Raw genomic sequence first — 24981 nt, forward strand, 5'->3', positions numbered from 1 at the left:
TTCAGGCACCCCGAAAGCCCACGAATGGCAGCAATCGTGACGTTTTTCGCCCTCTCATTGGCCTCATCGTCCTTATGCTCAAAATCCGGCTTGACGGTGACGCTAATTGAATGCTGATATTATCACATAATATGATCAAACTCTTCGCGAAAGAGGGTTTTCAGATTTGTGGTCCGCTTTGAGGGGTGGCCGCAGATGCTTGCCGCAGGGAGGAGACCCGGAAGCGGCAATCACAGCCAAAGGGTGATCGGCCCATGCATGGGAAACCTTTGGAATTCAACGTCACGGGAGGAGACCTAATTGTGAGGTACGTAAGTCAGTTAACCGCCGCTGCGGCTTTGCTCGCCATTGCGGCCACTGGTGTGCAGGCGCAGGAGAAAAAGACCCTGGCCATTGTCGTGAAGGGCCTCGACAATCCATTCTTTGAGCAAATCAATCTTGGTTGCCAGGATTGGGCCGCCAACAATCCCGATTCCGAATACGAGTGTCTCTATACCGGCCCTGCATCGAGCACGGACGAAGCCGGGCAGGTGCAATTGGTGGACGATCTGATCACCAAGGGTGTAGCTGCGATTGCCATCTCGCCGTCCAATGCGCCGGCAATGGCCAATCGACTGCGTGCAATCGCCCCGCAGATCCCGGTCATGACTGTCGACGCCGATCTGGGCGAAGCCGATCGCGATCTGCGCCAGACCTATCTGGGTACGGATAATTACCTGATGGGCGTCAAGATGGCCGAACAGGCGCGGCGCCTGAAGCCGGATGGCGGCACCGTCTGCCTGCAGCTTGGCAATGTCGCGGCCGACAATATCAATGCCCGTGCCGCGGGTTTCCGCGACGCTATTGCCGGCGCCGAGGGAACCGACCGGTTGAACGGGGAGGGCGGCTGGACAGAAATTGAGGGCTGTCCGGTCTTCACCAATGACCAGGCCGATCTTGCCAACCAGCAGATGGCGGACGTCTTTACCGCCAATCCCGATCTCGATGCCTTCATCCTGATCGGCGGCTGGGCGCAGTTCGCCCCACAGGCCTATGCCCAGGTCACCGATCAGGTCATGGACAAGCTCGACAGCAATGAGCTGATCATTGTGGCGGGCGACACCCTTCCGCCGCAGGTGCAGGCCTTCAACGAGGGGCGCAGTCACGCCCAGATCGGTCAGCGTCCATTCGAAATGGGCCAGCGCGCACCCGATGTGATGATTCAGCTGATCAATGGGGAAGCCGTTGACGACCCGCTCTATACCGGGCTCGACGTCTGCACTCGCGAAGAACCGGGCTTCTGCGCACAGTAAGCACCCCTAACAGGGCGTGGCGCTTTGTGCGCCACGCCAGTCTGCTGGCAGGGATCGGGCAGATCCCAGGGATAGTTCAGTGAAACTTCTGGTTACAGGCATCACCGGCAAGGTGGGCAGCAATTTTCTTCCAGCCTTTCTGTCGGCCGGCAAGTTTGCCGGCTGGACGGTTCGGGCCATCTGCAACAACCGCGTCCTGGAGCATCCGTCCGTCGAGGTCATACGCGGCTCCCTGGCTGATGCGGAGCTCGTCCGCTCCGCGCTCGACGGGATTACCCACGTGCTGCATATGGCGGCGGTCAAGGAATCGCCCGACCTTGCCATCGATGTCGGGGTCAAGGGCATGTTCAACCTGCTCGAAGCCTTCCGTGTCTCACCCACGGCAAAGCAATTCATTCTCATCGGCGGCGATTGTTCGGTGGGCCACATCTTCCATCCCTATGACGCACCCATCACCGAGGTCTCGCCGCGCCGCGCCTATCCGGGCTGCTACGCGCTGACCAAGGTGATCGAAGAGGTCATGCTCGAACAATACGGCATCCAATACGGCATCAATGGCTGCTGCCTTCGCGCCCCTTGGATCATGGAGAAAGATGACTTCCGCTACGCACTGAGTTTTAGCGACCAGTTCGGCGGCCCCGCCTGGTCTGACCTGCTGCCGGAGGACGAAATCGAGGCTCACGCCAGGTCAGGCGCCGTGCCGCTCCTGCGCGATGTCACGGGCGCTCCGCTCAGGCGCAATTTCGTGCATGTCAGCGATCTGGTCTGCGCCATCCTTCACGCGCTCGATCATCCCGCCGCCCGCGGTCAGTTGTTCAATATCGGCATGAACCAGCCCGTCGACTACGCCCATGTGGCGGCTCATTTGCGGGCAACGCGCAACTTGCCGGTGGTGGAGATCAAGACGCCCTATCACAGCAACTGGCTCGATAATTCAAAAGCCGGCCTGCTGCTGAATTGGCGGCCGACAGTGGACACCCAATTGCTCATCGATCGCGCCTGGGATTACCGGCGCGCGCCCGATGATCCGCGCATCGTCTGGTATCCAGGCTAGGCGATGCGACACCCGTTATCCGGCGTTCGGACGATGTGGATGCGTCCACTGCACCGATCAATGGATATGCCTGCCCGTGGCAAATGGTTGCTGCGGGGAAAATCAACGAGCCGGCAGGTGGCAGCCGCAAATGCCCCGCCGGCGGGGAGGTATTTTATGAAGACTATATTGTCTGTGTCGCTCGTGGCCCTGGCCGCCACGCTTGCCGGGCAAGCCATGGCCCAGGACAAGCCCAAATTGGCCTTCGTGGTCAATGCGGCCTCCGACTTCTGGAAGCTTGCCGAAGCGGGCGTCAGCAAGGCCCAGGAAGAGCTGCCCGATTACGAGCTGCAATTCCGCTATCCGGTCCAGGGCACGGCGGCCCTGCAGAACGCCCTGATGGACGACCTTGTGGCTTCGGGCACCGATGCAATCATGATTTCCTCGGCGGACCCGAAGAATTCGATCGATGCCTTCAACCGCATCGCCGCCCAGGTGCCGCTCTTCACCACCGACAGCGACGCGCCCTCCAGCGACCGCATTGCCTATCTCGGCTCGTCCAACACCGCTGCTGGTATTCAGGCGGGCGAAATCGCTGTTGCCGCGCTGCCCGATGGCGGCAAATGCATGGGTTTTGTGGGCTTTCTCGGCGCCGACAACGCGGTTGAGCGCATAGCCGGCTTCCGCCAGGCGGTCGAGGGATCAGGCGTCGAACTGGTCGACGTGCGTGGCGACGATGTGGATTTCGGTCGCGCACGCTCCAATGTGGACGATGTGCTGGCCGCCAATCCTGACATCACCTGCATGGTCGGCTTCTATTCCTATAACCCGCCCAAAATCTATGAGGCGCTCCAGGCCGCCGGCAAGCTGGGCCAGATCACGGTCATTGCTTTCGACGAGGACCCCATCACCCTTGGTGCAGTGCGCGAGGGCAGCTTCGCCGGCACCGTGGTTCAGGACCCCTATCAATGGGGCTATCAGGGCATGCACCTGATGGCGGATTATCTCGAAGGCGATATGTCGGGCGTTCCCGAAGACGGGCTGATCATCGTGCCGACCAAGGTCATCGATGCATCCAATGTCGATGCCTTCGAGGCCGAGCTCAAAGAGCGCATTGGTGGGTAATCCTCCCGACCAATGTGGTGGCACCGGGTCCGGGCTCATGTCTGGGCCCGGTGTGGCCGCGCTTTTGGTTCACGAGTCTGCGGCCTCGCCAATCGAGGCCGCACCAGGAAATCGACTGACTATGACGACCAATCAGCCCTCGGACCGGCCTCTGCTGGTCCTGGATAATATTTCAAAGACCTTCCCCGGCGTTGCCGCCCTGACCAATGTGTCTCTGTCGGTATCGCCTGGCGAAGTGCTGGCGCTGATCGGGGAGAACGGCGCCGGCAAATCCACCTTGATGAAAATATTGGGTGGCGTGATCGAGCCCACCTCCGGAACAATCTGGATCGACGGCAAGGAACATGCGCGTCTGTCGGTCGAGCAGTCGCAGGCCGCAGGCATTGCCTTCGTGCACCAGGAACTGAACGTCTTCGATAACCTCGACAGCGCCGCCAATATATTCCTTGGCCGCGAGCTACGGTCCGGGCCCCTGGGTCTTGTCGATATCAGGGCCATGCGCGAGGCGGCCGCTCCCTTGCTGCGCAAGGTGGGAGCCGGCTTCGGTCCGGACACCCCGGTGGCCGACCTTTCGCTTGCCGAACGCCAGCTACTAGAGATCGCCAAGGCCCTCTCGATCGATGCGCGGGTGGTAATCATGGATGAGCCGACATCCTCGCTCACCATCAATGAGACCAATGTTTTGATGCGGGTGATAAGCGAGCTGAAGGCTGACGGTATTGCCGTCATCTACATCTCCCATCGCCTTGGTGAAGTGAAGCAATGCGCCGATCGTGTCGTCGTGCTGCGCGATGGACGCACGGTCGGGCAATTGTCCCGCGACGAAATCGAGCACGATGCCATGATCCGGCTGATGATAGGCCGCGACCTCAAGAGCCTTTACACCCCTCCAAGGCAGGCTCCCGGCGAGGTGGTGCTCGCCTTGCGCGGGGTCAGAAACGATGCCCATCCCGATGTCGAGGTCAATCTCGAGGTGCGGGCTGGCGAGATACTTGGTGTGGCGGGTCTGGTCGGGGCGGGCAGAACCGAGTTGGCCGAGGCCATTTTCGGGGTGACGGGCATACGTGGCGGCCATGTGTGGCTTCACGATGCGCCGCTTGATACCACTTCGCCCCATTCGGTCATAAGCGCCGGTGTCTATCTGGTCCCCGAAGACCGGAAGCGGACCGGCCTCGTGCTGGAAGCCTCCATCTGCGAAAACATTTCCATGGCTGACCTCAGGAGCGTGTCCAGAAACGGCTTGGTATCCAGCCGTGTCATGGACGAACGCGCCGAACAGCAGCGGCGCAAGCTCGGCATCAAGACCGCCGATATCTGGCGAAGCGCGGCTGAGCTATCCGGCGGCAATCAGCAAAAGGTCGTTCTGGGAAAATGGCTGTCCATGCGCCCGCGTATGGTCATTTTCGATGAACCTACCCGTGGCATCGACGTCGGTGCCAAGGCCGAAATCTATCTGCTCATGCGCGGTCTCGCCGATGCGGGCGTCGGCGTGATGATGATCTCGTCGGATATGGAAGAGGTCATTGGCGTCTCGGACCGGATTATCGTCATGCGCGAAGGCGCTGTTTCCGGTTCGCTCGATCGGTCGGAATTTTCAGAGCACAATGTGCTCCAGCTCGCTGTCGGCGCAAACCAGGAATAGAGCTATGCAGAAAAAGGATATGGGGCTTGCCGTCCTGATCATCGTCGTCGGCTTTGTCGTCTATCTGAGGAACCCGCTGTTTCTCTCGCCCATCAATCTGGCCAATACGGCCAACCTGATCGGTCTCTTCGGTCTCTTCGCCATCGGCCAGGGATTTGTCATCATGACCGGCGGGATCGATCTGTCCGTCGGCTCGATGATCGCCTTGCTGGGCGTAATTTTCGTTGAGCTTATCGGCAAATATGCCGTTCCCTGGCCCATAGCCATGCTGGCCATCATCTGTATCGGTGCCATGCTGGGCCTGGCGCATGGTCTATTGATCACCAAGCTCAAAATGCAGCCCTTTGTGGTGACGCTGTGCGGCCTGTTGATCTATCGCGGAATTGCCCGTGGTTATACGGGCGAGGCAACCGCGGGGTTTCCGTTTGGCGCATCGTTTCCTGAGGTGGAATGGCTGACGGTCGGCCGAACGCTTGGAATACCGCACTCCTTTATTGCCATGCTGCTGGCCGGCCTCATTTGCTGGATAATATTGCACCGCTCCGTCTATGGCCGGCATCTTTACGCTGTAGGCAAGAACGAAGATGCGGCGCGCTATTCCGGCATTCGGACCGACCGGGTGATCATCGGCGCCTATCTGATCTGCGCGGTTTTGACTGCGATAGCGGCTATCTATTTCGCTATGTTCACCCGATCGGTACAGCCCTCCTCGCACGGCAATTTTTACGAACTCTACGCCATTGCCGCCGCCGTTCTGGGCGGATTTTCACTACGCGGCGGTGAGGGGTCGATCATTGGTGTCATGCTGGGGGCCCTGTTGCTGCAAGAGCTGCAAAACCTGGTCAATCTGCTCGGCATTCCTTCTTCGCTCAACTTTGCCGTCATGGGCGCTGTCATTCTGCTCGGCGTCCTGGCCGACCAGCAGTTCGAGCGGTATCGTCAGCGCACACGCATCAAGAAAACCCAACTGCTTGGCGAAAGCACCGGATAGGGCAATTTCCTTGCGGCCAACCGTCTTGAGGCCCTGATCCGAAACCCCGCGCCAGCGGCCAGTTTCCCGGGATCGCCGCCGGTCGCATGAAGCAGCTGCGTCGCCCTGGCGCGGCCCGCGGCGCCTGTCGTGCCAAAGCGCCACCAAGCGAATGCCGCCCCGCAACGGACGGGCCGAGGTCTTCCTGGAGCCAGCAATGCTTTGGGAGAAAATGGTGCTGCCGGACAGGATTGAACTGTCGGCCTCTCCCTTACCAAGGGAGTGCTCTACCACTGAGCTACGGCAGCATCCGGAGCGTTCTCAGAAAAAAGTGGCATCCACTTTTTCGGTTCGAGAGCGCGATCACTCTATCAAGTCGCATGCGCGGTGGTCCGGCGCGGCGACGGGGGCTCCTTTGCCATAGTGCCTCACTCGACGCAAGACCAAAAACAGCCTATCAACGCCAGCAATGGAATCGAGGTGCCGAAGGGCCATGGGCAAATCGGAACAAACCGTACTGCGCGAGCAAAGATTAGCCGCAAAGCTGCGGGAAAACCTCAAGCGTCGGAAAGAGCAGGCAAAGGCGCGCGCCACCGGTGATGCGTCCGAATCGGCTCTGACGGCCCCCGAACCGGGCGCGGACAAGAAACCGTAAACCATTTTCGGGCGATTCTTATTCGTCACCCTTTTCAAAGTGCGGCTGGTCTGGCTCACGCGGCAACGAAGACCTCGCCTACCACCCAACAGGTAGCAGGCCCAAGGGCCTATTCTGAGGACTTCTTATGGATCGTATTCGTTTGGTCGGCGGCAATGAACTGCGGGGAGAAATCTCCATTTCCGGCGCCAAGAACGCCGCATTGCCACTGATGATTGCCTCGCTGCTCACCGACGAGCCGCTGGTGTTGCACAATGTGCCGCGCCTGGCCGATGTCAAACAGCTCGAACGCATTCTTGAAAATCACGGCGTCGATATTGCCGTACATGGCCGCCGTCGCGGCGAGGAAGAGGGCGTGGGTCAACGCATGACCTTTCACGCCGCCGACATTGTCGATACCACCGCGCCCTATGATCTGGTGTCCAAGATGCGCGCCAGCTTCTGGGTCATCGGGCCGCTTCTGGCTCGCTGCCACGAGGCCCGCGTCTCGCTGCCCGGCGGTTGCGCCATCGGCACACGGCCGGTCGACCTTTTCCTTTATGGCCTCAAGGAACTCGGCGCCGAGATCGATATCGATGAAGGTTATGTGGTCGCGCGCGCGCCCAAAGGCGGGTTGATCGGGGCGAAGGTCAGCTTCCCGAAAGTCTCGGTGGGTGCGACTCATACGATCCTGATGGCAGCCACTCTGGCGCGCGGCACGACAATTATTGAAAATGCGGCGCAGGAACCCGAAATCACCAATGTTGCCGAATGTCTCGTTGCCATGGGCGCCAGGATTTCGGGCATCGGCACGCGTACCCTTACGGTCGAGGGCGTGGAAAAGCTTCACGGCGCGACCGTGGAGGTGATCCCCGACCGTATCGAAACCGGCACCTTCGCCATGGCAGCCGCCATGACCGGCGGCGATGTATTGCTCAAGGGGGCCCGGGCCGAACACCTGCAGGCCGCCTTGGACATTCTCGCCCAAACCGGCGCCGAGCTGTCCAATGAGGCCAATGGCATTCGCGTCACGCGAAATGGCAATGGCATATTGCCTGTGGATGTGGAAACCGATCCCTTCCCGGGATTCCCAACCGACTTGCAGGCACAGTTCATGGCCCTGATGACCATGAGCAACGGCGTCAGCCAGATCCGCGAGACCATTTTCGAGAACCGCTATATGCACGTGGCCGAACTGGCCCGGTTCGGCGCCGATATCGCGGTCAATGGTCAGATGGCTACGGTGACCGGTCGACCTCAATTGAAGGGCGCCCAGGTCATGGCCACCGATCTGCGCGCTTCGGTGTCGCTCGTTATTGCCGGCCTCGCTGCCAAGGGCGAGACCGTGGTCAACCGCATCTATCACCTCGATCGTGGCTTCGAGCGGCTGGAAGACAAGCTCTCCCGCTGCGGCGCCGAAATCGAGAGGGTTGCGGGCTAGCACGCGCGCCGAAGGCAAAATCGCTCCGGCTTGCGCGCGTCCCGCAGGGCAGATCGATCCGGTGGATCGATTTGAGTGCGCAAGGCCACGAGAGCTACGCTCGAGTGGCAGCGGGAATAGGCCGGGTCTCGGTCCAGGTTCCAACAAGCCCGGCCCCGGCCGGGCTTTCTTTTGCGCTTAATCCAGCGTCTGCCGGTAGCGCAACATGGCTATGATGCTGATCACCAGGACGATCGCCCCCAGCGCCAGCAGCTCAGGCGACACATCCAGCGTATCGGCGCCCTTGAGCATCACCTTGCGGATCAGGCGGATGAAGTGGGTGGCCGGTACGGCTGTTCCTATGGTTTGCGCCCAGCCGGGCATGCCGGCAAAGGGGAACATGAAACCAGAGAGCAGGATTGAGGGCAGAATGGTGAAAAAGCTCAACTGCATGGCCTGCATCTGATTATGCGCCAGCGTCGAAATCAGGAAACCCAGCGCCAGATTGCCCAGGATGAATAGGTTGAAGCCATAGAAGAACGCCAGGAACGTGCCGGTAAACGGAACTCCGAACACGGCGAAGGCCGCCAGCATGAACACCGCCGTTTGCACATAGCCCACCAGCACATAGGGCAGGATTTTGCCCAGCATGACCTCGGCGGGGCGCACAGGCGTGGAAATCAGCATCTCCATGGTGCCCCGCTCACGCTCTTTGACGATGGCGACCGCGGTGATCATCACCATGGTCATGGAGAGGATGATGGCCAAAAGCCCCGGCACGATATTGGTCGATGTCCGGCCCTCGGGATTATACTGGCGGTGGATGGCGACCTCGAACGGCGCGGGCGAGCCGGCGGCCGGGGCGAGCGGTCCGGTCAGGGTTTGGCCTATGGCATTGGCGACTATACCGCTCATCGCAGCCGCCGCGCCGCCCACGGCCGAAGGGTCCGACGCATCGGCCGCCACCAGCACGGTGGGTCTGAGCCCCCGCACGACGTCACGTGCAAAATTGTCCGGAATGACAACGACGAAATTGGCCTCGCCCCGCCGCAAGGCCTCCTCGCCGGCGGCCGGGCCGCGCACCTCGCCAATGAAGTCGAAATAGCCCGATGTATGCATGCCGGCCAGCAATGCGCGGGTCAGCGGCCCTTCATCATTGACCTCCACCAGCGTCGGTAGATGCCGCGGATCGGCATTGATGGCAAAACCGAACAGCATGAGCTGGATGATCGGCAGGCCGATCATCATGACGAAGGTGACGCGGTCGCGCCGCATCTGGATGAATTCTTTAAACAGGACCGCCAGAAACCGGCTCAAGGAAAATCCGATGCTCATGCCGCATCGCGCGAGAAATTGTCCCGCGACCCTGCCATGAGGTAGATAAACGCCTCTTCCAGCCCCGCTGGCACTTTGCTCCAGTGTTGCGGCCCCTTTGCCTCGAAGCGACGCACCGTCGCCTCCAGCGCGGATGCATCGGTGCCTGAGACATGCAGCGCGGACCCGAACCGGGCCACCTGATCAACCCCGTCCTGCCCCTGCAACTCGGTCTCCAACGCGACCAGATGCGTGCCTTCCGCCCGCCAGGTCGTCAGCCCGACCATGGTGGGAATCTGCGCCGCAGGCCCATCGATCAGTTTCTTGCCATAGGCGATATAGGTGATGAAATCGCACTGGATGGCCTCGTCCATATAGTGGGTCGAGACCAATACGGTGACGCCTGCCTTGCTCAGCCGCCGGATTTCATCCCAGAAATCGCGCCGCGCCTTGGGATCGACCCCCGCCGTCGGCTCATCGAGCAGCAGCAGTTTGGGGTCGTGGATCAGGCAGGCGGCCAGGGCCAAGCGCTGCTTCCAGCCGCCTGACAGGGTGCCGGCCAACTGCTTGGAACGGTCTGCCAATCCGAGCTCGTCCAGGGCCGCGCCGACACGTTTGCGCCGGGCGGCCACCCCATACATGCGCGCCACGAAATCGAGATTTTCGCGAATGGTCAGGTCCTCATAAAGGCTGAATTTCTGCGTCATGTAGCCGACTTGGGTTTTGATGCGCGCCGCTTCCCGTCGCACGTCGAAACCCAGGCATTGGCCGGCCCCTTCGTCCGGCGTCAGCAGCCCGCACAGCATGCGGATCGTCGTCGTCTTGCCCGAGCCGTTGGGCCCTAGAAACCCGTAGATCGCCCCTTTTGGCACGGCGATATCGAAGTGATCGACCACCGTCTTGTCGCCAAAGCGCTTGGTCAGGCCTCGCACATCGATGACCGCATCCGTGGTCATGGCAGCACCGTTACCGGTTGACCTGGCCGCAGGTCACTAACATCTGCTAGGCGGGCCTTGACCAGATAAACCAGCCGGCTGCGCTCCTCGCGTGAATAGATGATCGGCGGCGTGGTCTGCGGTTCGCTGGCAATATGGACGATGCTGGCCTGCTGCGCGGCACAGCCATCGCAGGTCACGGTGACGGCCTGGCCCACGCCAAACGCAGCCCGTTGCCCTTCGGGGATGAAGAACCAGGCCTCGAGCGGCCCGTCGGGCAGAATTGACACCACCGGGCTTCCCACGCCCGCCACCTCGCCCACGCGATAAAATACCTTATCCACCGTGCCGCCGACGGGCGCGCTTACCTCGCGGTCCTCAAGGTCCTGGCGCGCACGTTCGGCATCGGCTTCCGCTGCATTGAGATTGGCTTCCGCCGCAACCTGCTGGGCATTGCGCGCCGGCAGTTCGGCAACGGCCAGTTGCGCCCGCAATTGATCGGCCTGCGCCTTGGCGCTGGCCAGCGCCGTGCGATCCTGCTCCACCCGCACCGCCGGCACGGTGCCGGCCTCGGCCAGCCGTTCGCTGCGCGCCAGGTTGGATTGCGCCTGCGCCAGGTCGGCCTCCGCCTTGGCCAGCGAGGCCCTGATCACATCCAGTTCCTCGCTTCGGCCGCCGGTTTCCAGATTGGCCAGCGTCGCGCGCGCTGCCGAAACCCGGGCTTGCGCGGCATTGAACAGGTTTTGCTGCTGGGTCTTGTCGAGCGTGAAAACCACCTCGCCGGGCGCCAGCTTTTGCCCCTCCATGGCCATCACCGCGTCAATGCGGCCCGCGCTGACCGGCGCCACATAGACATAATCGGCCTCAAGATAGCCATTATAGCCTATGGGGTCCTCCTGATGGGGCAGCAACGAGAGGATTGCTGCCATAAGACCCGCGAGAAATTCGTTCATGGGGCGTCCTCCGCCTTTTGTGCGGATATCCCGTCAAACAGGATATTGAGGTGGTTCTCCATCAGCCGGTCGAACGACAGCTTGCCTTCAGGCCGAATGCCGAACACTTCGCTGAGCATGAGATGGGCTATGACCGGACCGATAATCGAGCGCACGGTCAATTCAGGGTCGAGGGGCCGCAAATGGCCCGAGGCAATGCCGCGTTCAACCAGCCCCGTTAGCGTGGGAATAGCCAGGTCCAGCACATCGCGGCGATAGATTTCGGCGATGGCCGGAATATTCATGCCTTCGCGCAGTATCAGGCGCGGGACCGCCAGCCGTTCCGGATCGCCCAGCAGGCCCACAAGAACCTTGATCAGCATAGTGATGGGAAGGCGCGGGTCGCCCTGAAAAGCCGCGAGCTGGGGCAGGGCGCCTTCGGCAATGGGTGTCACGGCGCGGCGTACAATCCCCTCCACCAGCGCGTCCTTGGAGGGAAAATAGAGATAAACCGTCCCCTTCGAGATACCCGCTGCCTTGGCGATATCGTCCATTTTTGTGCGGGCATAGCCCTTTTGCGCAAACACGGCGATGGCGGCATCCAGCACCTCGTCCGGTCGCGCATCGGCCCTGCGGCTGAATTTCTTTTCCTGTTTCATGAGGCTACTATAACTAACTGACCAGTCAGTTAGCAAGTAAAGTCTGCACGATCGGTCACTGCGCATTGCCCGATGCGGCACAAACTTGTAGATCGGTCATGCGGCGACCAGATAGGGTCATCGCCACCCAACAGGGCCTTGAACATGACCGATCTCAAGCTGATTGCGCTTGATACCGAAGACCTCGAAGTTATCTCCGCCCATCTGCAGGATGCCGTTATTCGCGTCGCCGATATGGGCTTTGCCCGCCGCGACAAGCGTTTTGCCCTGCTGATGAACCGTTTTGACTGGGCGGCCGACAAGCCCCGCGGCAAGGGTGTTCGCAAGCGCGCCGCTCTGCATTTCAGTGGTGTTACCCACGTCGCCTTTGCCGGTTTCGATCCCACTGCGCCCGAAGGTGTGGTTGAACTGCTAGCCATCACATTCGCACCAAGCTCAGCCCCGTCCGGCATTGTCGAACTGCGCTTTGCCGGTGGCGGCACGGTTCGCCTCACGGTCGACTATCTCGAGGCCCGCCTTGCCGATCTTGGCGCCGCCTGGGCCGCCTCGGCCAAACCCAAACACGTCCTCGACTGAAAGCTCCTCATGCCTCTTCGCCTCGACAGCGCACAGTCCGATTTCGAACAGCGCTTCACCGGCCTGCTCGGTGCCAAGCGCGAATCCAGCAAGGATGTGAACGACACGGTGGCGGCCATCATTGCCGATGTGCGCGAGCGCGGCGATATAGCCGTGGCCGAACTGACCAATCGGTTCGACAAGGCCAATGTCACGCCACAGACGCTGGCCTTTGCGCCCGGTGAAATTGCCGAAGCGGCGGCTCGCGTGCCGGACAATGTGCGCGCCGCCCTGCAAACCGCGCATGACCGCATCAAGGCTCACCACGAAAAGCAGAAGCCGCAGGACCATATCTATACCGATGCGCTGGGCGTCACCCTCGGCTCCCGCTGGACGGCGGTCGATGCCGTGGGCATCTATGTGCCCGGCGGCCTGGCCTCCTATCCCTCCTCGGTGCTGATGAACGCTGTGCCTGCGCGCGTTGCCGGCGTCGACCGCATCGCCATGGTGGTGCCCACTCCCAATGGCGAGGCCAACCCGGCTATTCTCGCGGCTGCCCAGATCGCCGGCATCACCGAAATCTATCGCATTGGCGGCGCCCAGGCCGTTGCCGCATTGGCCTATGGCACCAGGTCCATCGCTCGTGTCGACAAGATCACTGGCCCGGGCAATGCCTTTGTCGCCACGGCCAAGCGCCAGGTTTTCGGCCAGGTCGGCATCGACATGATCGCCGGCCCCTCTGAAGTGCTCGTCATTGCTGACCATTCAGCCAATCCGGCCTGGGTGGCCGCCGATCTCATTGCCCAGGCCGAGCATGGGGCAGGGGCGCAATCTATCCTCGTGACCACCGATCCGCGATTGGCAGATGCTGTTACGGCCGAAGTCGATCGTCAGCTCTCGCTGCTGCCCAAGCAGACATTGGCGCGCGAAGGTTGGGACGAGCTTGGTGCGATCATCACCGTGTCCTCGCTCGACGAGGCCGCGGCCCTGGCCAATCGCATTGCCTCCGAACATGTGGAAATCGCCACCGACGATCCGCAGGCGCTGGTGCCGAAAATCCGGCATGCCGGCGCAATCTTTCTGGGGCACCACACGCCTGAGGCCATTGGCGACTATGTTGGTGGCTCCAACCACGTCCTGCCCACCGCCCGCTCGGCGCGGTTCGCCTCGGGCCTGGGCGTGCTCGATTTCATGAAGCGGACTTCGCTGCTCGGCTGTACGCCCTCGTCACTGTCTGCACTGGCCGAACCGGCTGTCACCATAGCCGGCGTGGAAGACCTCGACGGTCACGGCCGGTCGATTTCGATCCGGCTCAATCGGTGAGCATTACAATGGGCAAAGAGCTGGCAGCGACCGACAAGGATAGGCTGGTCACCGTCACGCTCGACCCCAATACCATCACCTCGATCGACCCTGACGAGGTGCACGAATGGCGCATCGCCATTTATGATCTGCTGGAGGAAAACAGCTTCAGGCCTGCCCGCGTCAGTGCCGAAGGTCCTTATGCCCTGCATATGTCGATCATCGGCAACTATATCCTGCTCGACGTGCGCAATCCGGAAACCTTCCAGCCCATCGCCGCGCATTATCTCTCGCTCACCCCGTTCCGGCGGCTGATCCGCGACTATTTCCGCATCCGTGACGCCTATTACGAAGCCATTCGGTCGGCCCAGCCATTTCAGATCGAAACGGTCGATATGGCCAGGCGCGGCATGCATAATGAGGCCGCCGAGCTTCTGCGCACGCGCCTCACCAACAAGATCATCATCGATCTCAATACGGCCCGTCGGCTTTTCACACTCATCTGCGCCGTGCAGCCCTATGCCAGCCGCATCGACGAGGCGACCAGCGAATTGCCCAGCGTGCTTTTTGTCTGCTCGATGAATTCGGTGCGTTCCCCCATCGCGGCGGCACTGGCGCGGCAGGCCTTTCCCGGCCGCCTTATCGCCCGTTCGGTGGGTGTAAACGGCGGCAAGGCCGATCAATTCGTGCATGAGGTCATGGAGGAGATCGGCATTGATATGAGCGTGCACACGCCCCATATCCTCGATGAACTGGTCGCCAACCATTTCGATCTTGTCATTACCCTCTCCGACGACGCCCCCGAGGCGGTCGCCAGGAAGGGTCTCGAAGCCGGCGCCATCGAGCATTGGAAAGTGGATGACCCCTCCCTGGTTGAGGGCAATCGCGAGCTTGTCCTCAATGCCTATCGGGATCTGCGCGACGGTTTGCGTAAGCGCGTCCGGGCCCGGCTTGAGCCTCTTGTAGCAAGTGGTTCACAAAACCAATGAATTGAAGTAGGTTCCGCCCGATTTTGCGGCCCCGGCCAGCCACAATGGCGCATGGGGCCTTCTCAGGAGAAAGTATGGCCAAGGAAGAAGTGCTCGAATTTCCGGGCGTGGTCACCGAATTGCTTCCCAACGCGACCTTCCGCGTGAAGCTTGAAAACGACCATGAAATCATCGCCCACACCGCCGGGCGCATGCGCAAGAACCGCATTCGCGTTCTCGCTGGCGACAAGGTGCTGTGCGAAATGACCCCCTACGACCTCACCAAGGGTCGCATCACCTACCGCTTCAAGTGAGGCGCGACCACCGCAGGTGGGCAAAACGATCCGGTGGATCGTTTTGAGCAACGAACGCCCTGAGCCATGCGAAGGGCCCAGCCCATCCAGGAGCACGATGTAAATGGCCGGCCGCCCCGACCTGATTCTGGCTTCGGCCTCACCGCGCCGGCTGGCTCTGCTCAACCAGGTCGGCATTGAGCCCGAACATCTGGTGCCGGCCCATGTCGATGAAACCCCTGAAAAGGGCGAATTGCCGCGCAAGCTGGCCCAGCGCCTGGCGGACTTGAAGGCCCTGACGGCCCGGCACAAGGCCAGTGTCGCCGGGTTCGGCGCCAATTCCATCGTGCTGGCCGCCGATACGGTCGTTGCTGTAGGACGCCGCATCCTGCCTAAGGCCGAAACCATGGAGGAGGCATCCGATTGCCTTCGCCTGCTGTCCGGCCGTGCGCACCGCGTCTATACCGGCGTTACCCTGATCACCCCATCGGGCGCGCGGCGCCACCGCCTGGTCGAAACGCGCATTCGCTTCAAGCGTCTCTCGTCGCGCGAGATGGAAGCCTATCTTGCCAGCGCCGAATGGCGCGACAAGGCCGGCGGCTATGCCATTCAGGGCATAGCCGGTGCTTTTGTCGTAAAGCTCGTGGGCTCCTACTCGGCCGTCGTCGGCCTGCCTTTGCATGAAACCACCCAGCTTCTGGCTGGCGAAGGTTACCCGGTGCATTTCAACTGGCTCAATCAATCGAGCCTGTCTGGCGTCTGATGCCGCAAACCACGCAAAAGAAATGCCCCATTTGCGGCAAGCCGGCGGTGGAAGATCATAAGCCCTTCTGCTCCAAGCGCTGCGCCGATATCGACCTCAATCGCTGGCTCACCGGCAATTACGTCATTCCCGCCAGGGATGACGAGCCGGTCGATGATGGCGAGGACCAAGACTAGGCCTATTGGCCCTTCACACCCCCCATGGATGGGGAAGGTAACGCAGCTGGGCCCATGGGGCCTTGGCAGAGCCAGGTAGGGGTGGCGCGCCATCGGCCTGATATAGCAAGCCCATCACTCGCCTCCCCATTCCCTTTATCCACATCGCGTTTTCGCGCTTGCGCGGCAAAATCGGTTCCCCTATAAGGCCCGTGGCTCGCGATACCCATCGCATCGGCCCGATGCCCAGATAGCTCAGTTGGTAGAGCAGCGGATTGAAAATCCGCGTGTCGCTGGTTCGATTCCGGCTCTGGGCACCATTATTTCTCCAATGAAATCAGTAGGTTGATCGAAGACCTCGGCGTCGTCCGACGAGTTTCATGTCGCGCATGTTGCGTTCAGCTAAGTCATTGAGAATCCAGCACCGTCCGCTATCGTACGGCTGCGCCACGCGACAAGGGCGCGACATGGGAGGGCAGCATGATTGGCAGTGTGTGGACGTTCATCACGTCGAGCAACGGGCTATTGCAGGCGATCATCATCGCTGCAATCTCTGCGATCATTGCCCGTTTGGTGACACCTAAGGGGCGCCTAGTGTGGTCAACCTCGCACCAGCACTACTACTCGATGCGAAACCTTGAGGGCGGCAGCTTCCCCGTCCGCACACAGCAGCTTTGGTTTCAGAATGTTGGTCGGGCGCCGATCGAGGACGTAGAGCTAGTGCTAAATTGGGAGCCGCAACATTTCGAGGTCTGGAATCCTCGTGGCTACTCGAAATCAAAGCTCGATGACGGCAGGCTGGTGCTTACGTTCCCGTATCTATCGGCAAACGAGCACTTCACCCTCTCGATGCTCGACACGATCGGAGACCTGCCGATTGTGCTGAGCGCCAGGTCCAAGTCAGGTTTGGGCAAAGAAGTGATAATGGCCCCGATGCGGGTAATGCCGAAATGGATGCTATTTGCGATGCTGGGCCTGATGCTGTTCGGGTTCGGCAGCTTGATGTGGTTTGCAGTTCAGCCGTTTGTTGGGGTTACTGCGGCGTCTGGCACATAGAGCGAGGGCGCGTTGTGGTCGATTATCGAGCAGAGTCCATCGAAAACGCTCGGGGCGCCATCAAGGGCGCTACGTTGCTAAACGGAGGTGCGGCCGTCGCCCTCCTAACTCAGATTTCCGCGATTCCCCAGGCCATCGCCGGGGCCACGCTGGTTTCTATGGTGTGTTGGGCAGCGGGCCTAGCTGTTGCCATGCTGGCCTGGGTGGCTGCCTTCGTGTCAACGCGCTATGTCGACAAGTGGCTTGATGAGAAAATTGATGCGCATCGAGTCACGTCCAACCGCTTTCAGGCGATCGGGTTGGTCCTCATTTTGCTGTCGATAGTGGCGTTTTTGACAGGGTCAGTTTACTTGGCATGGGGTTTTCACGCGGCCTATGCCGGCCAAGCGCCGACCCTATGATCTGGTCAGTGCCACTTCCCGCTTCACCTGCCGGCGCTGCCCCGGCGGGTCGCGCCTGTCAAGCAGGCTTCCGTAATACTCCGGGTGCCGGTATCGAACGGTTTGCAGCCCTGCCACGCTGGCCTTGACCACCGCCAGATCAATGTCTGGCCGTAGCTCCCGGCTTTCGGCCGCCAGTTCCCACATAGCCTCCACCCTTGCTGAGCCCTCGATTCTCCCCCAAGTTCTCTTGGGCTGAAAATGGGGGGCTGATTATTGCAGATATTTACGACCGTCCGGCTAACTGACAAGAAGGTCTTGGACCTGATGGACGCCCTACTGGCAGCTTTACCGGCCTCAAAGTGCCGCATTGCTATCGCCGGTGTCCGTTCAGCGTACCCGGATGAAACCTCTAGGGACGACTTTAGAGCCAAGGGCTCGCATGTCCTTTCTGAGGCCTCTGTGCACTCCGAAGATGGAGCGTTCGTAATAGAGTTCCGTCGGGGATTGGCGAAGGACGAAAGTAACTTCGGGTCGCCTCGTGTGCCCTCTCCTCATTTCGACCAAGTCCAATTTCAGGCCAACACTGTCCGGCGGCGCCCGAATGAGAACGTGGCGCCAGACCGGGCGACGGTTCATAAGCTGGTAGACCTGATCGAAAGCAAGATCCTACTGGCTGAGCCTTCACTCACCAGCGAACCTGCCGATTCCGCGGCGGGCGCACTTGCTCAGACGTTTGCAAAGCTAAACGACAGGTTTTCTGATCTCAATGCAGAGGCTGAGGCACGTCGTTCTGAGGTCGATCGAGAGTACAAGGAGCGCCAGCAGGAATTTGAGGCGCACATGCGGGCACGCGAGACTGAGCTTGAAACTCGCCAGGCCGAGTTGGAGGCTCTGCATGCTGCACGGATGGAAGAGCTTGAGGCGCTGAAGAAGACCCTCGATGATCGGGACCATATGCATGCGCGCCGAAGCCTTCGGGAAGCGATCACAAGCGACATACAGGACAAACTGGCAAGGGCGCTCATCCCGCGCACCTCTCTCGTCTATCGGCTCGCTGTTCTGATTGCGGTTCTGAGCGGCGCCGCCATCTCGGCAGCATTCGCACTACTTTCCTACGGCGATTTCTCCGCCACTTGGGCGCAGCAAGCCGCAATGGAGACAGAGCCGACATGGAGTCAGGTAGTTACTACCTGGATGCTGTTTGGGAAGGGATCGATCGGCTCACTCGCTGCCCTTGGTTTCCTCGTCTACGCAATCAACTGGCTTCGAAAATCCTACAATGACGACCTTCGCGCACATCGGGATTTGGAGCGCTATGCCATCGACCTTAACCGGGCCAGCTGGGCAATTGAGACCATTCTCGAGGCGAATTCAAAAGAAGGCGTTCAGATTCCTGAAATCATGATCGAAGGCGTTTCGCGCAACTTGTTTGGCACCCAGGAGCAGAAGGCCGATGCAAAGTCAGATGCTATTGCGGAGCTGCTAAGGGCTTCTGCACGGGCCAAGATCGGACCAGGGGGAGCTGAATTCGAGCTGGGCAGGCGAGGAACAAAAAAACTGGCCGATGAGATGGAGTGAGCCATGGGAGAGTTGCTGGACCGCGCATTCCAGAGGGAACTTCTATCTGACCTACGGAACCTCTACCCGCATGCCGCAGACATCAAGCGGAGCTATGGAGAGCAAAGCGACAATCGACTTCTTGTGAACCTATACTATTTGGACGAACACGAATTGATCGATCTGAAAGCCACGCAGTTCGTGGATGGGTCAATCAAGCCTCATCATGCCAAGATCACCGCGAAGGGCATGGACTTTCTGGCAGACGACGGTGGCCTGTCAGCAATACTCGGGGTCGTTGTGGTAAAATTCCACGAGGACACGGTCAGGGGCATGTTGCTAGAGAAGATCGCGCAATCCCAGGGCGAAGAGGGAGTCAAAGCCTCACTGGTGGAAAAGATCAGGAACCTGCCTGCTGACGCGCTGGGGAAGGTTGCCGAGCGAGCCCTAGAGGCTGGACTTGAGAGCTTACCCAACGCCGTTGAGTGGTTAGTCGGTATCCTACCTAAGTGAAAACTCGTGGCACTAAGGTTTTGCGCTTCTCTTGCCGCCGCAGCCCAGGACCATCGGGCTTGTCCAGTAAGCTCCCGTAGTATTGCGAGCTACGCCACCGAACGCTTTGCAGACCTGCCACACTGGCTTTCACCACCGCCAGGTCGATGCCTGGACGCAGCTCTCGGTTTTCGGCGGCAAGCTCCCACATTGCCTCTACCCGTGCCGAAGCCAGCAAGCGGGCCTCGGGCGGATTGCCGGTATCGGCCGCATAGTCCGCCAGGCGCTTGACGTCGCCAATGCCCAGAACGCGATCGATGGCAGGTTTCACCACCCCGTCGATGCGCTCTCGGGGCTGCTGATCATGGATGCCGACACCACGGTAGGTCTCGACAATGGGGATTCGGTCTTCGGCTTGGGTCATCAGTTTGGCCTTCCTGATCTCTGCATGATTGCCAGGGCGCGGCGCGTCACCTCGTCCATGGGTGGTTCGTCGTCGGGCTGTGCCGGCGGCTGACCAGGCCGCCCCATTAGCGCCTTGGCGGCCTGGACGCGGGCGCCAGCGGGAGCTTCCTTGTCAGCGGCGATCTCTGCCAAGACAGCGCGCGGATCGATCTCGACCGGCTCCACTGGTGCCAGCTTGGGCGTAGCGGTTTTGGTAGGGGTTTTTCTGGGTCGCCCCGCCTTCTTACCCGTTGGTTTGTATGGCATTTCAGATTCCGGTCGGGGTTTCGGTAGGGGTTTCCAGTTTATTCCAACCGCGCGCGCATGTACTGCGAATGAGGCCGTCGTGGGTGCGGGCCGAGGCTGTCTAGCCAACTTTGCAGGCGCCCCCCCCCTAGTATATCCACCCAAGTGTCAGCATCGAATGCGCTGACACGTTCGCGACATTGCTTCCTGCGTTGTACACATAGACGTGCGGACCGTAGGAACCACTCATCACCAGTTGGCTGGCCACGTGCGTTTCGGAAATGTCGGCCTGTGTCTTTTGATGGTAGGTTTGCGCGATGATGTGGTTAGCACCGTCCTGGTCGAAATATTCGGCATAGTCGCCGGTGGAACTAGAGTTGAACGTCTGAGATACCTGCGCGATCAATGCACGAGCCAGCGGGGAAATGTTGCCCGCATACGGCACTCGGTTGCCAGGTGCCGCCAAGGCCGTGCCCGCAGATGGATAGTTTACGGTGACATTCGAGCTATATGTGGCTCGCCGACCCAATCCAGAAGAACCAATGTTTCGCACCGAGACCATGGGGGCGGGCGGGCTATTGATGCCATTGTCCTCGAAGTACGCATCAAATAGCCAGACGTAGTGGTCGGTGTTGGGCAGCAAGATGAAGTAGTCGCCCACCGAAAGGCCGCCGATTTCATCCAGCGTGATTGTGCCGTTGGTGTTGGCCGTGATTGTCGCGGTGCGTCCTGACCAAGAGTTTTCCCGGCTCTCAACAGTCTCCGTCACCACCAGCACCCGCACACCAACGAGAGCATTGTTCGCCCACTGAAAGGTTTTCGGTGTGGCGCCGATCATAGCATGGCTGTTCTCGCCGCAGGCGTTGAGGGTAACAACGCTTCCTGCCACAGATCCGACACGTAGGCTGGGCGTGAACTTGTATTGCCCTGCAGCGTCACCATCATCAGCGACAAACCAAAGGTTTTCCCAGACGTTCACCGAACACCAGTTCTCGTAGAGCAAGTCGCCTTGGGTCGATATTCCGTCGCCGACTGTGGCATAGGTCAGGCCGCCATTCGTAAGCGGCGTCGGTGTGGGGAATAGCGTGGCCGTGGCTTTCTCCCAGTTCCCCATGTGGAAATGGCCACACATAGCGAGGTTAGCCGTATGTTGGAACGTGACCTCCGTCTCGGTGCGCCATACGCAACGGAACGGCTCGCTCAACCCCGGGCCCACTCGGCGAAAGTCTGCCTTGGCAGCATCGGCCATCTGGAGCAAGTCGATAGCGCCATCAGCGACGGTTACACCGGGCAGCAAAAGGGTCCAGTCATCACCTTCCACTGGCGTCACTGTAGTGTTGTCTCGAAGGGCATACCAGATGTTGCCGGCGTGCCGTACGAAGTCCTTTTCGACATATTCCCCGGCGGCGGACCAAGCCCCTCGGTAGTCGCCGATACCTGCCGTGCCACCAGCTATCTGCTCGAGCAACTGGATAATTTCAGCTTTGGGCGGAAACCTGCCAGGAGCATAGACGGTTTTTGGGGAAAGGATTGACATTGAATGCGCTCCTCTTGAGTGGTGCTAGTTTGTCGGGTTTGATGTACGGGCCATCTGGCCACCCGCGGCGTGGTAAAGGTCACGGGCCTTGACCATCAGCGAGTGAAGGATCTCACCATCGATTACCCTCACTGCTGGCATTGGCTCGCCGTGATGATTGCGTCGAGGCATGGCGACGAAAAGCGTGCCGTCCGCACCCCGCATGAGGGTGCAGCCGAAAATTGAGATGGCACCGATGTCGCAATCGAAGACGGCTAGCCGACCGGCGCCGTTGTCTCCGCTGCACTCCCGCACATTCAAATTTCGAACTCGAACTCGCAGAGCCATTTCAGTTCCTCATGGTGGTGGTCATTTGCCGCCGAGGTAGCGATCGGCCGGCCGAGATTTGCGGCCACGACTGACCGCCTTGCCGGCGCGGCTTCTGCGAAGCGGTGATATGCCAAGCTCAGCCTCAAGGGCGCGCATTGCGTCATCGGCCTGGCGGCTGACAATCCAGTGGGGGCTGTATTGGAGAACGCCCGTTTTCTTGGCCTTTATGACGGCGCCTTGCTCTGCCGCCGCGCGTGCTGCGCGTTCGTAAATGATGCGGAAATTTACCAGGCGCTGAATGGCGTGACCGTTCACTACCGCCAGCGTTCCCGCATCCATCATCTCCCGCGTCACCTGGCCCCATGTTTCGCGTGCCAGCGCCTGGTCGAGAACGTCGTTATAGGTTGCCGACCAGTCAGGTTCAGGTGGGAGGCCATCGCCGCCTTCAATGGTGCGCAGTGTCATGGGGCGAAACCCTCCCCCCTAAAATTGCTTGCAGTGCGAACGGAACTGCCCCACCGGTCCGCGACCGGGCTTGCGACAATGTCGAGACTACGCCCCCCATCAGTGCAACACGCGGGGCGTGGCAGCCTCGATGATCGGCGCCATGCTGGCTTCCAACCAATCGGCCAGCCGTTCGGCATAGGCGGTGAGCATCGAAGCGCTCTCCGGGTCGCTCAGATCCAATTCCGCCGCGTACGCATAGAAGGCCTGCAAAGCCTGTTCGGAAAGCACCTTCAGCGCATCAGATGGTGAGAGGGGCACTGGGTTGCTGTGGTCCGGAGTGGTGTTAGAGCTTGACGGCACGGGCCTCTCCCTTGCGTTCGGTGAGGTTGGCGTCTTTGCCGTCGCGGCCAGCCTTGACCATCAGTTGCCAATGTTCGGGTGACTGGCCGGGCACCGTACCTTCTGGGACTTCTTTGAGCGCCACCCATGCCGACCCGGCCGACGTCACGATGGCGCCGCGCTCATAGCTTTGAGCGCGCTGCCAGACGCCTGCGAATTTGATCCCGGCGGCCTCGATCTCAATCACCTTGGCCTGCAGCGCCTCCACCGATCGGAAGGCCACTGTTGCCAACCCCATCGCCATGCCGACGACAGTGCGGATGGTATCGGCCCGGACCACCGTGTCAGGCGAGTGGCCGCCTTTCTCCAGGATGGCCTGCATCGATCGCATTCCGAAGTTGCAGGCATGATCCCATGCCGACCCATCATCGGTCGCCTGCAGGGACGGCCAGGGGCGGGGTGGGGCAGCTTTGGGCTCAGCAGCCGGCTTGGTCGCCTCCTCCGCCGGCCTGTGAGCCTTTGCCAGAGGCGCGCGGACTTCCTTTTCGCTGACGTCGATCAAGCCGTTTTCGATTCCGAGCTTCCGCTCGAGCAGAAAACGCCGCTCGCTCTCCAGCCCCTTGCCCACCGCAATAAGGGCGCCGCGAAGGGCTTCGTCATAGGCTTCGCCAGCCTTTCGCTGTTGACCTTCGTTCTTTCGGATGGCGGCTTCGATCTCACGCAGCCGCGTTTGAATGCGCTCCGCTTCTCGCTGGGCGGGCGGAGCGATATGGACTACCGCCCGACGCTTGCCGTTGCCGGCGTTCTGGTCGGCCTCGCCTTTTCGCCGTTTCCCGAGCCGGGCAAGCTTTTCCTGGCCTTCCTTCAGCTGGCGCTCTGCAGGGGTCAGCAAGGCCACCACGCGAGAGGGTGTCTTGCGCTTGGGCTGAGCCAGTGGCGCCGCCTTGAAGCTGTCGATTGTCGCGTCTGCCTGCGCCGGCACCGCGACCAATGAGAGCTCGAGCCATTCCCAGGACGAAAACTTGATGCCGCCATCGGCCATCAGTTCCGACCCGCCGGGAAGGCTTCGGAAACCGATGCTTACGGTCTTGCGCAGTCCGCTTTCGACCAGCTGCCATGCATGGTCGACCAGATCCTTTGCAGCGCCAGGCTCATCGATTTTGGCAATACGAGCCCTGAATTTGATGCCTGCCTTGGTGGGGCTGGCCCATTCCACCTCGCCTACCGCCTGCTTGTGATCATGGTCCAGCAGCAGAGGCAGAGGCAGCTTGAACTTGGCCCCAAGCGGCATGACGATGTCGCCCACGCGATCGGTCTTCGGTGTGGTGGCTGTGCCCTCGATGATGCGCTGGGCCGTATCCAGCGCCTTCAGACGGACAACTTTGACCACGGCATTGTGGTGGGTGCCGGCCGCCTCAATCATTTCTTGCCCTCGACGTCTTCATCGTCATCCTCGCCCGGGGCATCAAAGGTGCGGGTGACGGTCTTGGGGCGCAGCAACTCTTTGCTGGCCATTGGGTCGAGCTTCGGCGCACGGATGGATTCCATCATGCGCGTCAGGATCCGGGTCGATTTGCTGGCTTCAGTCATGGTCGACCGATAGCAGGTGCCGAAAAGGCTTGCCGTCACCGGTGACGTTTACTCGTCTGGGCACGTGGTGATGAGAAAGGCCAGTAGTTCCTGAACGGCTAGGCTGAGTGCTTCGCGATTATCGTCTCCCACCTTGGAAGGGTCGATATAGTCGATTTCGGCCAGCGCCTCGATGAGGTCTATCTCTGGCACCCGGATCTTGAGCACGACCTCTCCCGCCTTCTGTCTGGACCGATACTCTCGGGAATTCTTGGCTGAGCTCATGCGGTCAACCTCTGCCAACACGGCTGGCGCCGATGCCATCGAACACCCCGGCCTCTACGGCATCGGCAATTTGGCGAAGTTGATCGGCTGCGTGGGCCTTGCTGGTCGACGCCACGGCCAGAAAGGCGCCGTAGCTGATCAACCGGTCGATGATGATATGGGGCGGCGCGCCGCTCCCCTTCATTTCTGCTAGGGCCTGTTCCAGGATGACGCTACACCGGCCAGCGCTCTTGAGATCGCTGCTGTTCAACGGCCTGGCTCCCAACACGGTGTCACAGGTCCTAAAAGCCACATTGAGCAACTCAAAACTTTAATCTGGCTTTGC

30 protein-coding genes and 2 tRNA genes are annotated in these 24981 nt (G+C 60.6%); 18 read left to right on the plus strand and 14 right to left on the minus strand.

The window, feature by feature from the left end; translation table 11 throughout:
• Positions 1-254: 254 nt before the first annotated feature.
• From V8Z65_RS02640 to V8Z65_RS02660, 5 genes are all read left to right on the plus strand, one after another.
• Positions 255-1292 (plus strand): sugar-binding protein, encoded by a 1038-nt coding sequence (locus V8Z65_RS02640; RefSeq protein ID WP_338722341.1) that lies wholly within the window; start codon positions 255-257, stop codon positions 1290-1292.
• 79 nt (positions 1293-1371) lie between these two features.
• Positions 1372-2346, plus strand: a complete 975-nt coding sequence (locus tag V8Z65_RS02645; protein ID WP_338722343.1) for an NAD(P)-dependent oxidoreductase — start codon at positions 1372-1374, stop codon at positions 2344-2346.
• A 156-nt stretch (positions 2347-2502) separates the two neighbouring features.
• Positions 2503-3450, plus strand: coding sequence for a sugar-binding protein (locus tag V8Z65_RS02650; protein WP_338722344.1), 948 nt, complete (start codon positions 2503-2505; stop codon positions 3448-3450).
• A gap of 121 nt (positions 3451-3571) precedes the next feature.
• The gene (locus tag V8Z65_RS02655) at positions 3572-5092 is read left to right on the plus strand and encodes a sugar ABC transporter ATP-binding protein (protein WP_338722345.1); all 1521 of its coding nucleotides are present in this window, start codon (positions 3572-3574) and stop codon (positions 5090-5092) included.
• 4 nt (positions 5093-5096) lie between these two features.
• The gene (locus V8Z65_RS02660) at positions 5097-6083 is read left to right on the plus strand and encodes an ABC transporter permease (protein WP_338722346.1); all 987 of its coding nucleotides are present in this window, start codon (positions 5097-5099) and stop codon (positions 6081-6083) included.
• Positions 6084-6295: 212 nt separating this feature from the next.
• Here V8Z65_RS02660 and V8Z65_RS02665 read toward each other — a convergent pair.
• A tRNA-Thr gene (locus tag V8Z65_RS02665) sits at positions 6296-6370 on the minus strand.
• A gap of 185 nt (positions 6371-6555) precedes the next feature.
• Between V8Z65_RS02665 and V8Z65_RS02670 the strand changes: the two genes are divergently transcribed.
• Entirely contained in the window at positions 6556-6717 is a 162-nt protein-coding gene (locus V8Z65_RS02670; protein ID WP_338722347.1) for a hypothetical protein, read from the plus strand.
• 127 nt (positions 6718-6844) lie between these two features.
• Positions 6845-8137 (plus strand): UDP-N-acetylglucosamine 1-carboxyvinyltransferase, encoded by a 1293-nt coding sequence (murA, locus tag V8Z65_RS02675; RefSeq protein ID WP_338722348.1) that lies wholly within the window; start codon positions 6845-6847, stop codon positions 8135-8137.
• Positions 8138-8314: 177 nt separating this feature from the next.
• Here the strand turns inward: murA and V8Z65_RS02680 are convergent, their stop codons facing one another.
• From V8Z65_RS02680 to V8Z65_RS02695, 4 genes are read right to left on the minus strand one after another with little or no spacing between them, the layout of a single operon-like run.
• A complete protein-coding gene (locus tag V8Z65_RS02680) occupies positions 8315-9451 on the minus strand; it encodes an ABC transporter permease (protein WP_338722350.1) in 1137 nt (378 codons plus the stop codon).
• Entirely contained in the window at positions 9448-10386 is a 939-nt protein-coding gene (locus tag V8Z65_RS02685) for an ABC transporter ATP-binding protein (RefSeq protein WP_338722351.1), read from the minus strand. The genes V8Z65_RS02680 and V8Z65_RS02685 overlap by 4 nt, the downstream gene beginning before the upstream one ends.
• Positions 10383-11318 (minus strand): HlyD family efflux transporter periplasmic adaptor subunit, encoded by a 936-nt coding sequence (locus V8Z65_RS02690; protein WP_338722352.1) that lies wholly within the window; start codon positions 11316-11318, stop codon positions 10383-10385. Before V8Z65_RS02690 ends, V8Z65_RS02685 begins: the two co-directional genes overlap by 4 nt.
• Positions 11315-11956: a TetR/AcrR family transcriptional regulator gene (locus V8Z65_RS02695; RefSeq protein WP_338722353.1), complete on the minus strand. Its 642-nt coding sequence runs from the start codon at positions 11954-11956 to the stop codon at positions 11315-11317. Before V8Z65_RS02695 ends, V8Z65_RS02690 begins: the two co-directional genes overlap by 4 nt.
• Before the next feature lie 144 nt (positions 11957-12100).
• Between V8Z65_RS02695 and V8Z65_RS02700 the strand changes: the two genes are divergently transcribed.
• From V8Z65_RS02700 to V8Z65_RS02750, 11 genes are all read left to right on the plus strand, one after another.
• On the plus strand, positions 12101-12532 hold the full coding sequence (locus V8Z65_RS02700; protein WP_338722354.1) for a DUF2948 family protein: 432 nt from the start codon (positions 12101-12103) through the stop codon (positions 12530-12532).
• A 9-nt stretch (positions 12533-12541) separates the two neighbouring features.
• Positions 12542-13834 (plus strand): histidinol dehydrogenase, encoded by a 1293-nt coding sequence (gene hisD / locus V8Z65_RS02705; protein ID WP_338722355.1) that lies wholly within the window; start codon positions 12542-12544, stop codon positions 13832-13834.
• 8 nt (positions 13835-13842) lie between these two features.
• Positions 13843-14802, plus strand: a complete 960-nt coding sequence (locus V8Z65_RS02710; protein WP_338722357.1) for a UPF0262 family protein — start codon at positions 13843-13845, stop codon at positions 14800-14802.
• A 74-nt stretch (positions 14803-14876) separates the two neighbouring features.
• Positions 14877-15095 (plus strand): translation initiation factor IF-1, encoded by a 219-nt coding sequence (gene infA / locus V8Z65_RS02715; RefSeq protein ID WP_046103343.1) that lies wholly within the window; start codon positions 14877-14879, stop codon positions 15093-15095.
• 103 nt (positions 15096-15198) lie between these two features.
• The gene (locus tag V8Z65_RS02720) at positions 15199-15837 is read left to right on the plus strand and encodes a Maf-like protein (RefSeq protein ID WP_338722364.1); all 639 of its coding nucleotides are present in this window, start codon (positions 15199-15201) and stop codon (positions 15835-15837) included.
• The gene (gene yacG / locus V8Z65_RS02725) at positions 15837-16013 is read left to right on the plus strand and encodes a DNA gyrase inhibitor YacG (RefSeq protein WP_338722366.1); all 177 of its coding nucleotides are present in this window, start codon (positions 15837-15839) and stop codon (positions 16011-16013) included. Before V8Z65_RS02720 ends, yacG begins: the two co-directional genes overlap by 1 nt.
• Positions 16014-16236: 223 nt before the next feature.
• Positions 16237-16312 (plus strand) — tRNA-Phe (locus V8Z65_RS02730).
• A 160-nt stretch (positions 16313-16472) separates the two neighbouring features.
• Entirely contained in the window at positions 16473-17048 is a 576-nt protein-coding gene (locus tag V8Z65_RS02735) for a hypothetical protein (RefSeq protein ID WP_338722368.1), read from the plus strand.
• Between the two features lie 14 nt (positions 17049-17062).
• The gene (locus V8Z65_RS02740; protein WP_338722370.1) at positions 17063-17449 is read left to right on the plus strand and encodes a hypothetical protein; all 387 of its coding nucleotides are present in this window, start codon (positions 17063-17065) and stop codon (positions 17447-17449) included.
• 486 nt (positions 17450-17935) lie between these two features.
• Positions 17936-19009 carry a hypothetical protein gene (locus tag V8Z65_RS02745; RefSeq protein ID WP_338722371.1) on the plus strand — a complete coding sequence of 358 codons (1074 nt, stop codon included), beginning with the start codon at positions 17936-17938 and terminating at the stop codon, positions 19007-19009.
• 3 nt (positions 19010-19012) lie between these two features.
• Positions 19013-19501, plus strand: coding sequence for a hypothetical protein (locus V8Z65_RS02750; protein ID WP_338722372.1), 489 nt, complete (start codon positions 19013-19015; stop codon positions 19499-19501).
• On the opposite strand, the gene V8Z65_RS02755 is transcribed toward V8Z65_RS02750, so the two are convergent.
• The 9 genes from V8Z65_RS02755 to V8Z65_RS02795 form a co-directional block, all read right to left on the minus strand.
• Positions 19494-19904, minus strand: coding sequence for a hypothetical protein (locus V8Z65_RS02755; RefSeq protein ID WP_338722373.1), 411 nt, complete (start codon positions 19902-19904; stop codon positions 19494-19496). The two genes, V8Z65_RS02750 and V8Z65_RS02755, sit on opposite strands and share 8 nt — an antisense overlap.
• Positions 19904-20191, minus strand: a complete 288-nt coding sequence (locus V8Z65_RS02760; RefSeq protein WP_338722374.1) for a hypothetical protein — start codon at positions 20189-20191, stop codon at positions 19904-19906. Before V8Z65_RS02760 ends, V8Z65_RS02755 begins: the two co-directional genes overlap by 1 nt.
• Positions 20192-20318: 127 nt before the next feature.
• The gene (locus V8Z65_RS02765; protein WP_338722375.1) at positions 20319-21707 is read right to left on the minus strand and encodes a hypothetical protein; all 1389 of its coding nucleotides are present in this window, start codon (positions 21705-21707) and stop codon (positions 20319-20321) included.
• 348 nt (positions 21708-22055) lie between these two features.
• Complete coding sequence (locus V8Z65_RS02770; protein ID WP_338722376.1) at positions 22056-22481, minus strand: P27 family phage terminase small subunit; 426 nt, start codon at positions 22479-22481, stop codon at positions 22056-22058.
• A gap of 99 nt (positions 22482-22580) precedes the next feature.
• On the minus strand, positions 22581-22781 hold the full coding sequence (locus V8Z65_RS02775) for a hypothetical protein (RefSeq protein ID WP_338722377.1): 201 nt from the start codon (positions 22779-22781) through the stop codon (positions 22581-22583).
• Between the two features lie 25 nt (positions 22782-22806).
• Positions 22807-24225, minus strand: a complete 1419-nt coding sequence (locus V8Z65_RS02780; RefSeq protein WP_338722378.1) for a hypothetical protein — start codon at positions 24223-24225, stop codon at positions 22807-22809.
• Positions 24222-24392 carry a hypothetical protein gene (locus V8Z65_RS02785; protein ID WP_338722380.1) on the minus strand — a complete coding sequence of 57 codons (171 nt, stop codon included), beginning with the start codon at positions 24390-24392 and terminating at the stop codon, positions 24222-24224. Before V8Z65_RS02785 ends, V8Z65_RS02780 begins: the two co-directional genes overlap by 4 nt.
• A gap of 48 nt (positions 24393-24440) precedes the next feature.
• Positions 24441-24599 (minus strand): hypothetical protein, encoded by a 159-nt coding sequence (locus tag V8Z65_RS02790; protein ID WP_338722381.1) that lies wholly within the window; start codon positions 24597-24599, stop codon positions 24441-24443.
• A gap of 61 nt (positions 24600-24660) precedes the next feature.
• Positions 24661-24906 (minus strand): hypothetical protein, encoded by a 246-nt coding sequence (locus V8Z65_RS02795; RefSeq protein WP_338722382.1) that lies wholly within the window; start codon positions 24904-24906, stop codon positions 24661-24663.
• Positions 24907-24981: the final 75 nt, after the last annotated feature.

Source organism: Devosia sp. XK-2, from assembly GCF_037113415.1.
In the GTDB taxonomy this organism is placed as follows: Bacteria; Pseudomonadota; Alphaproteobacteria; order Rhizobiales; family Devosiaceae; genus Devosia.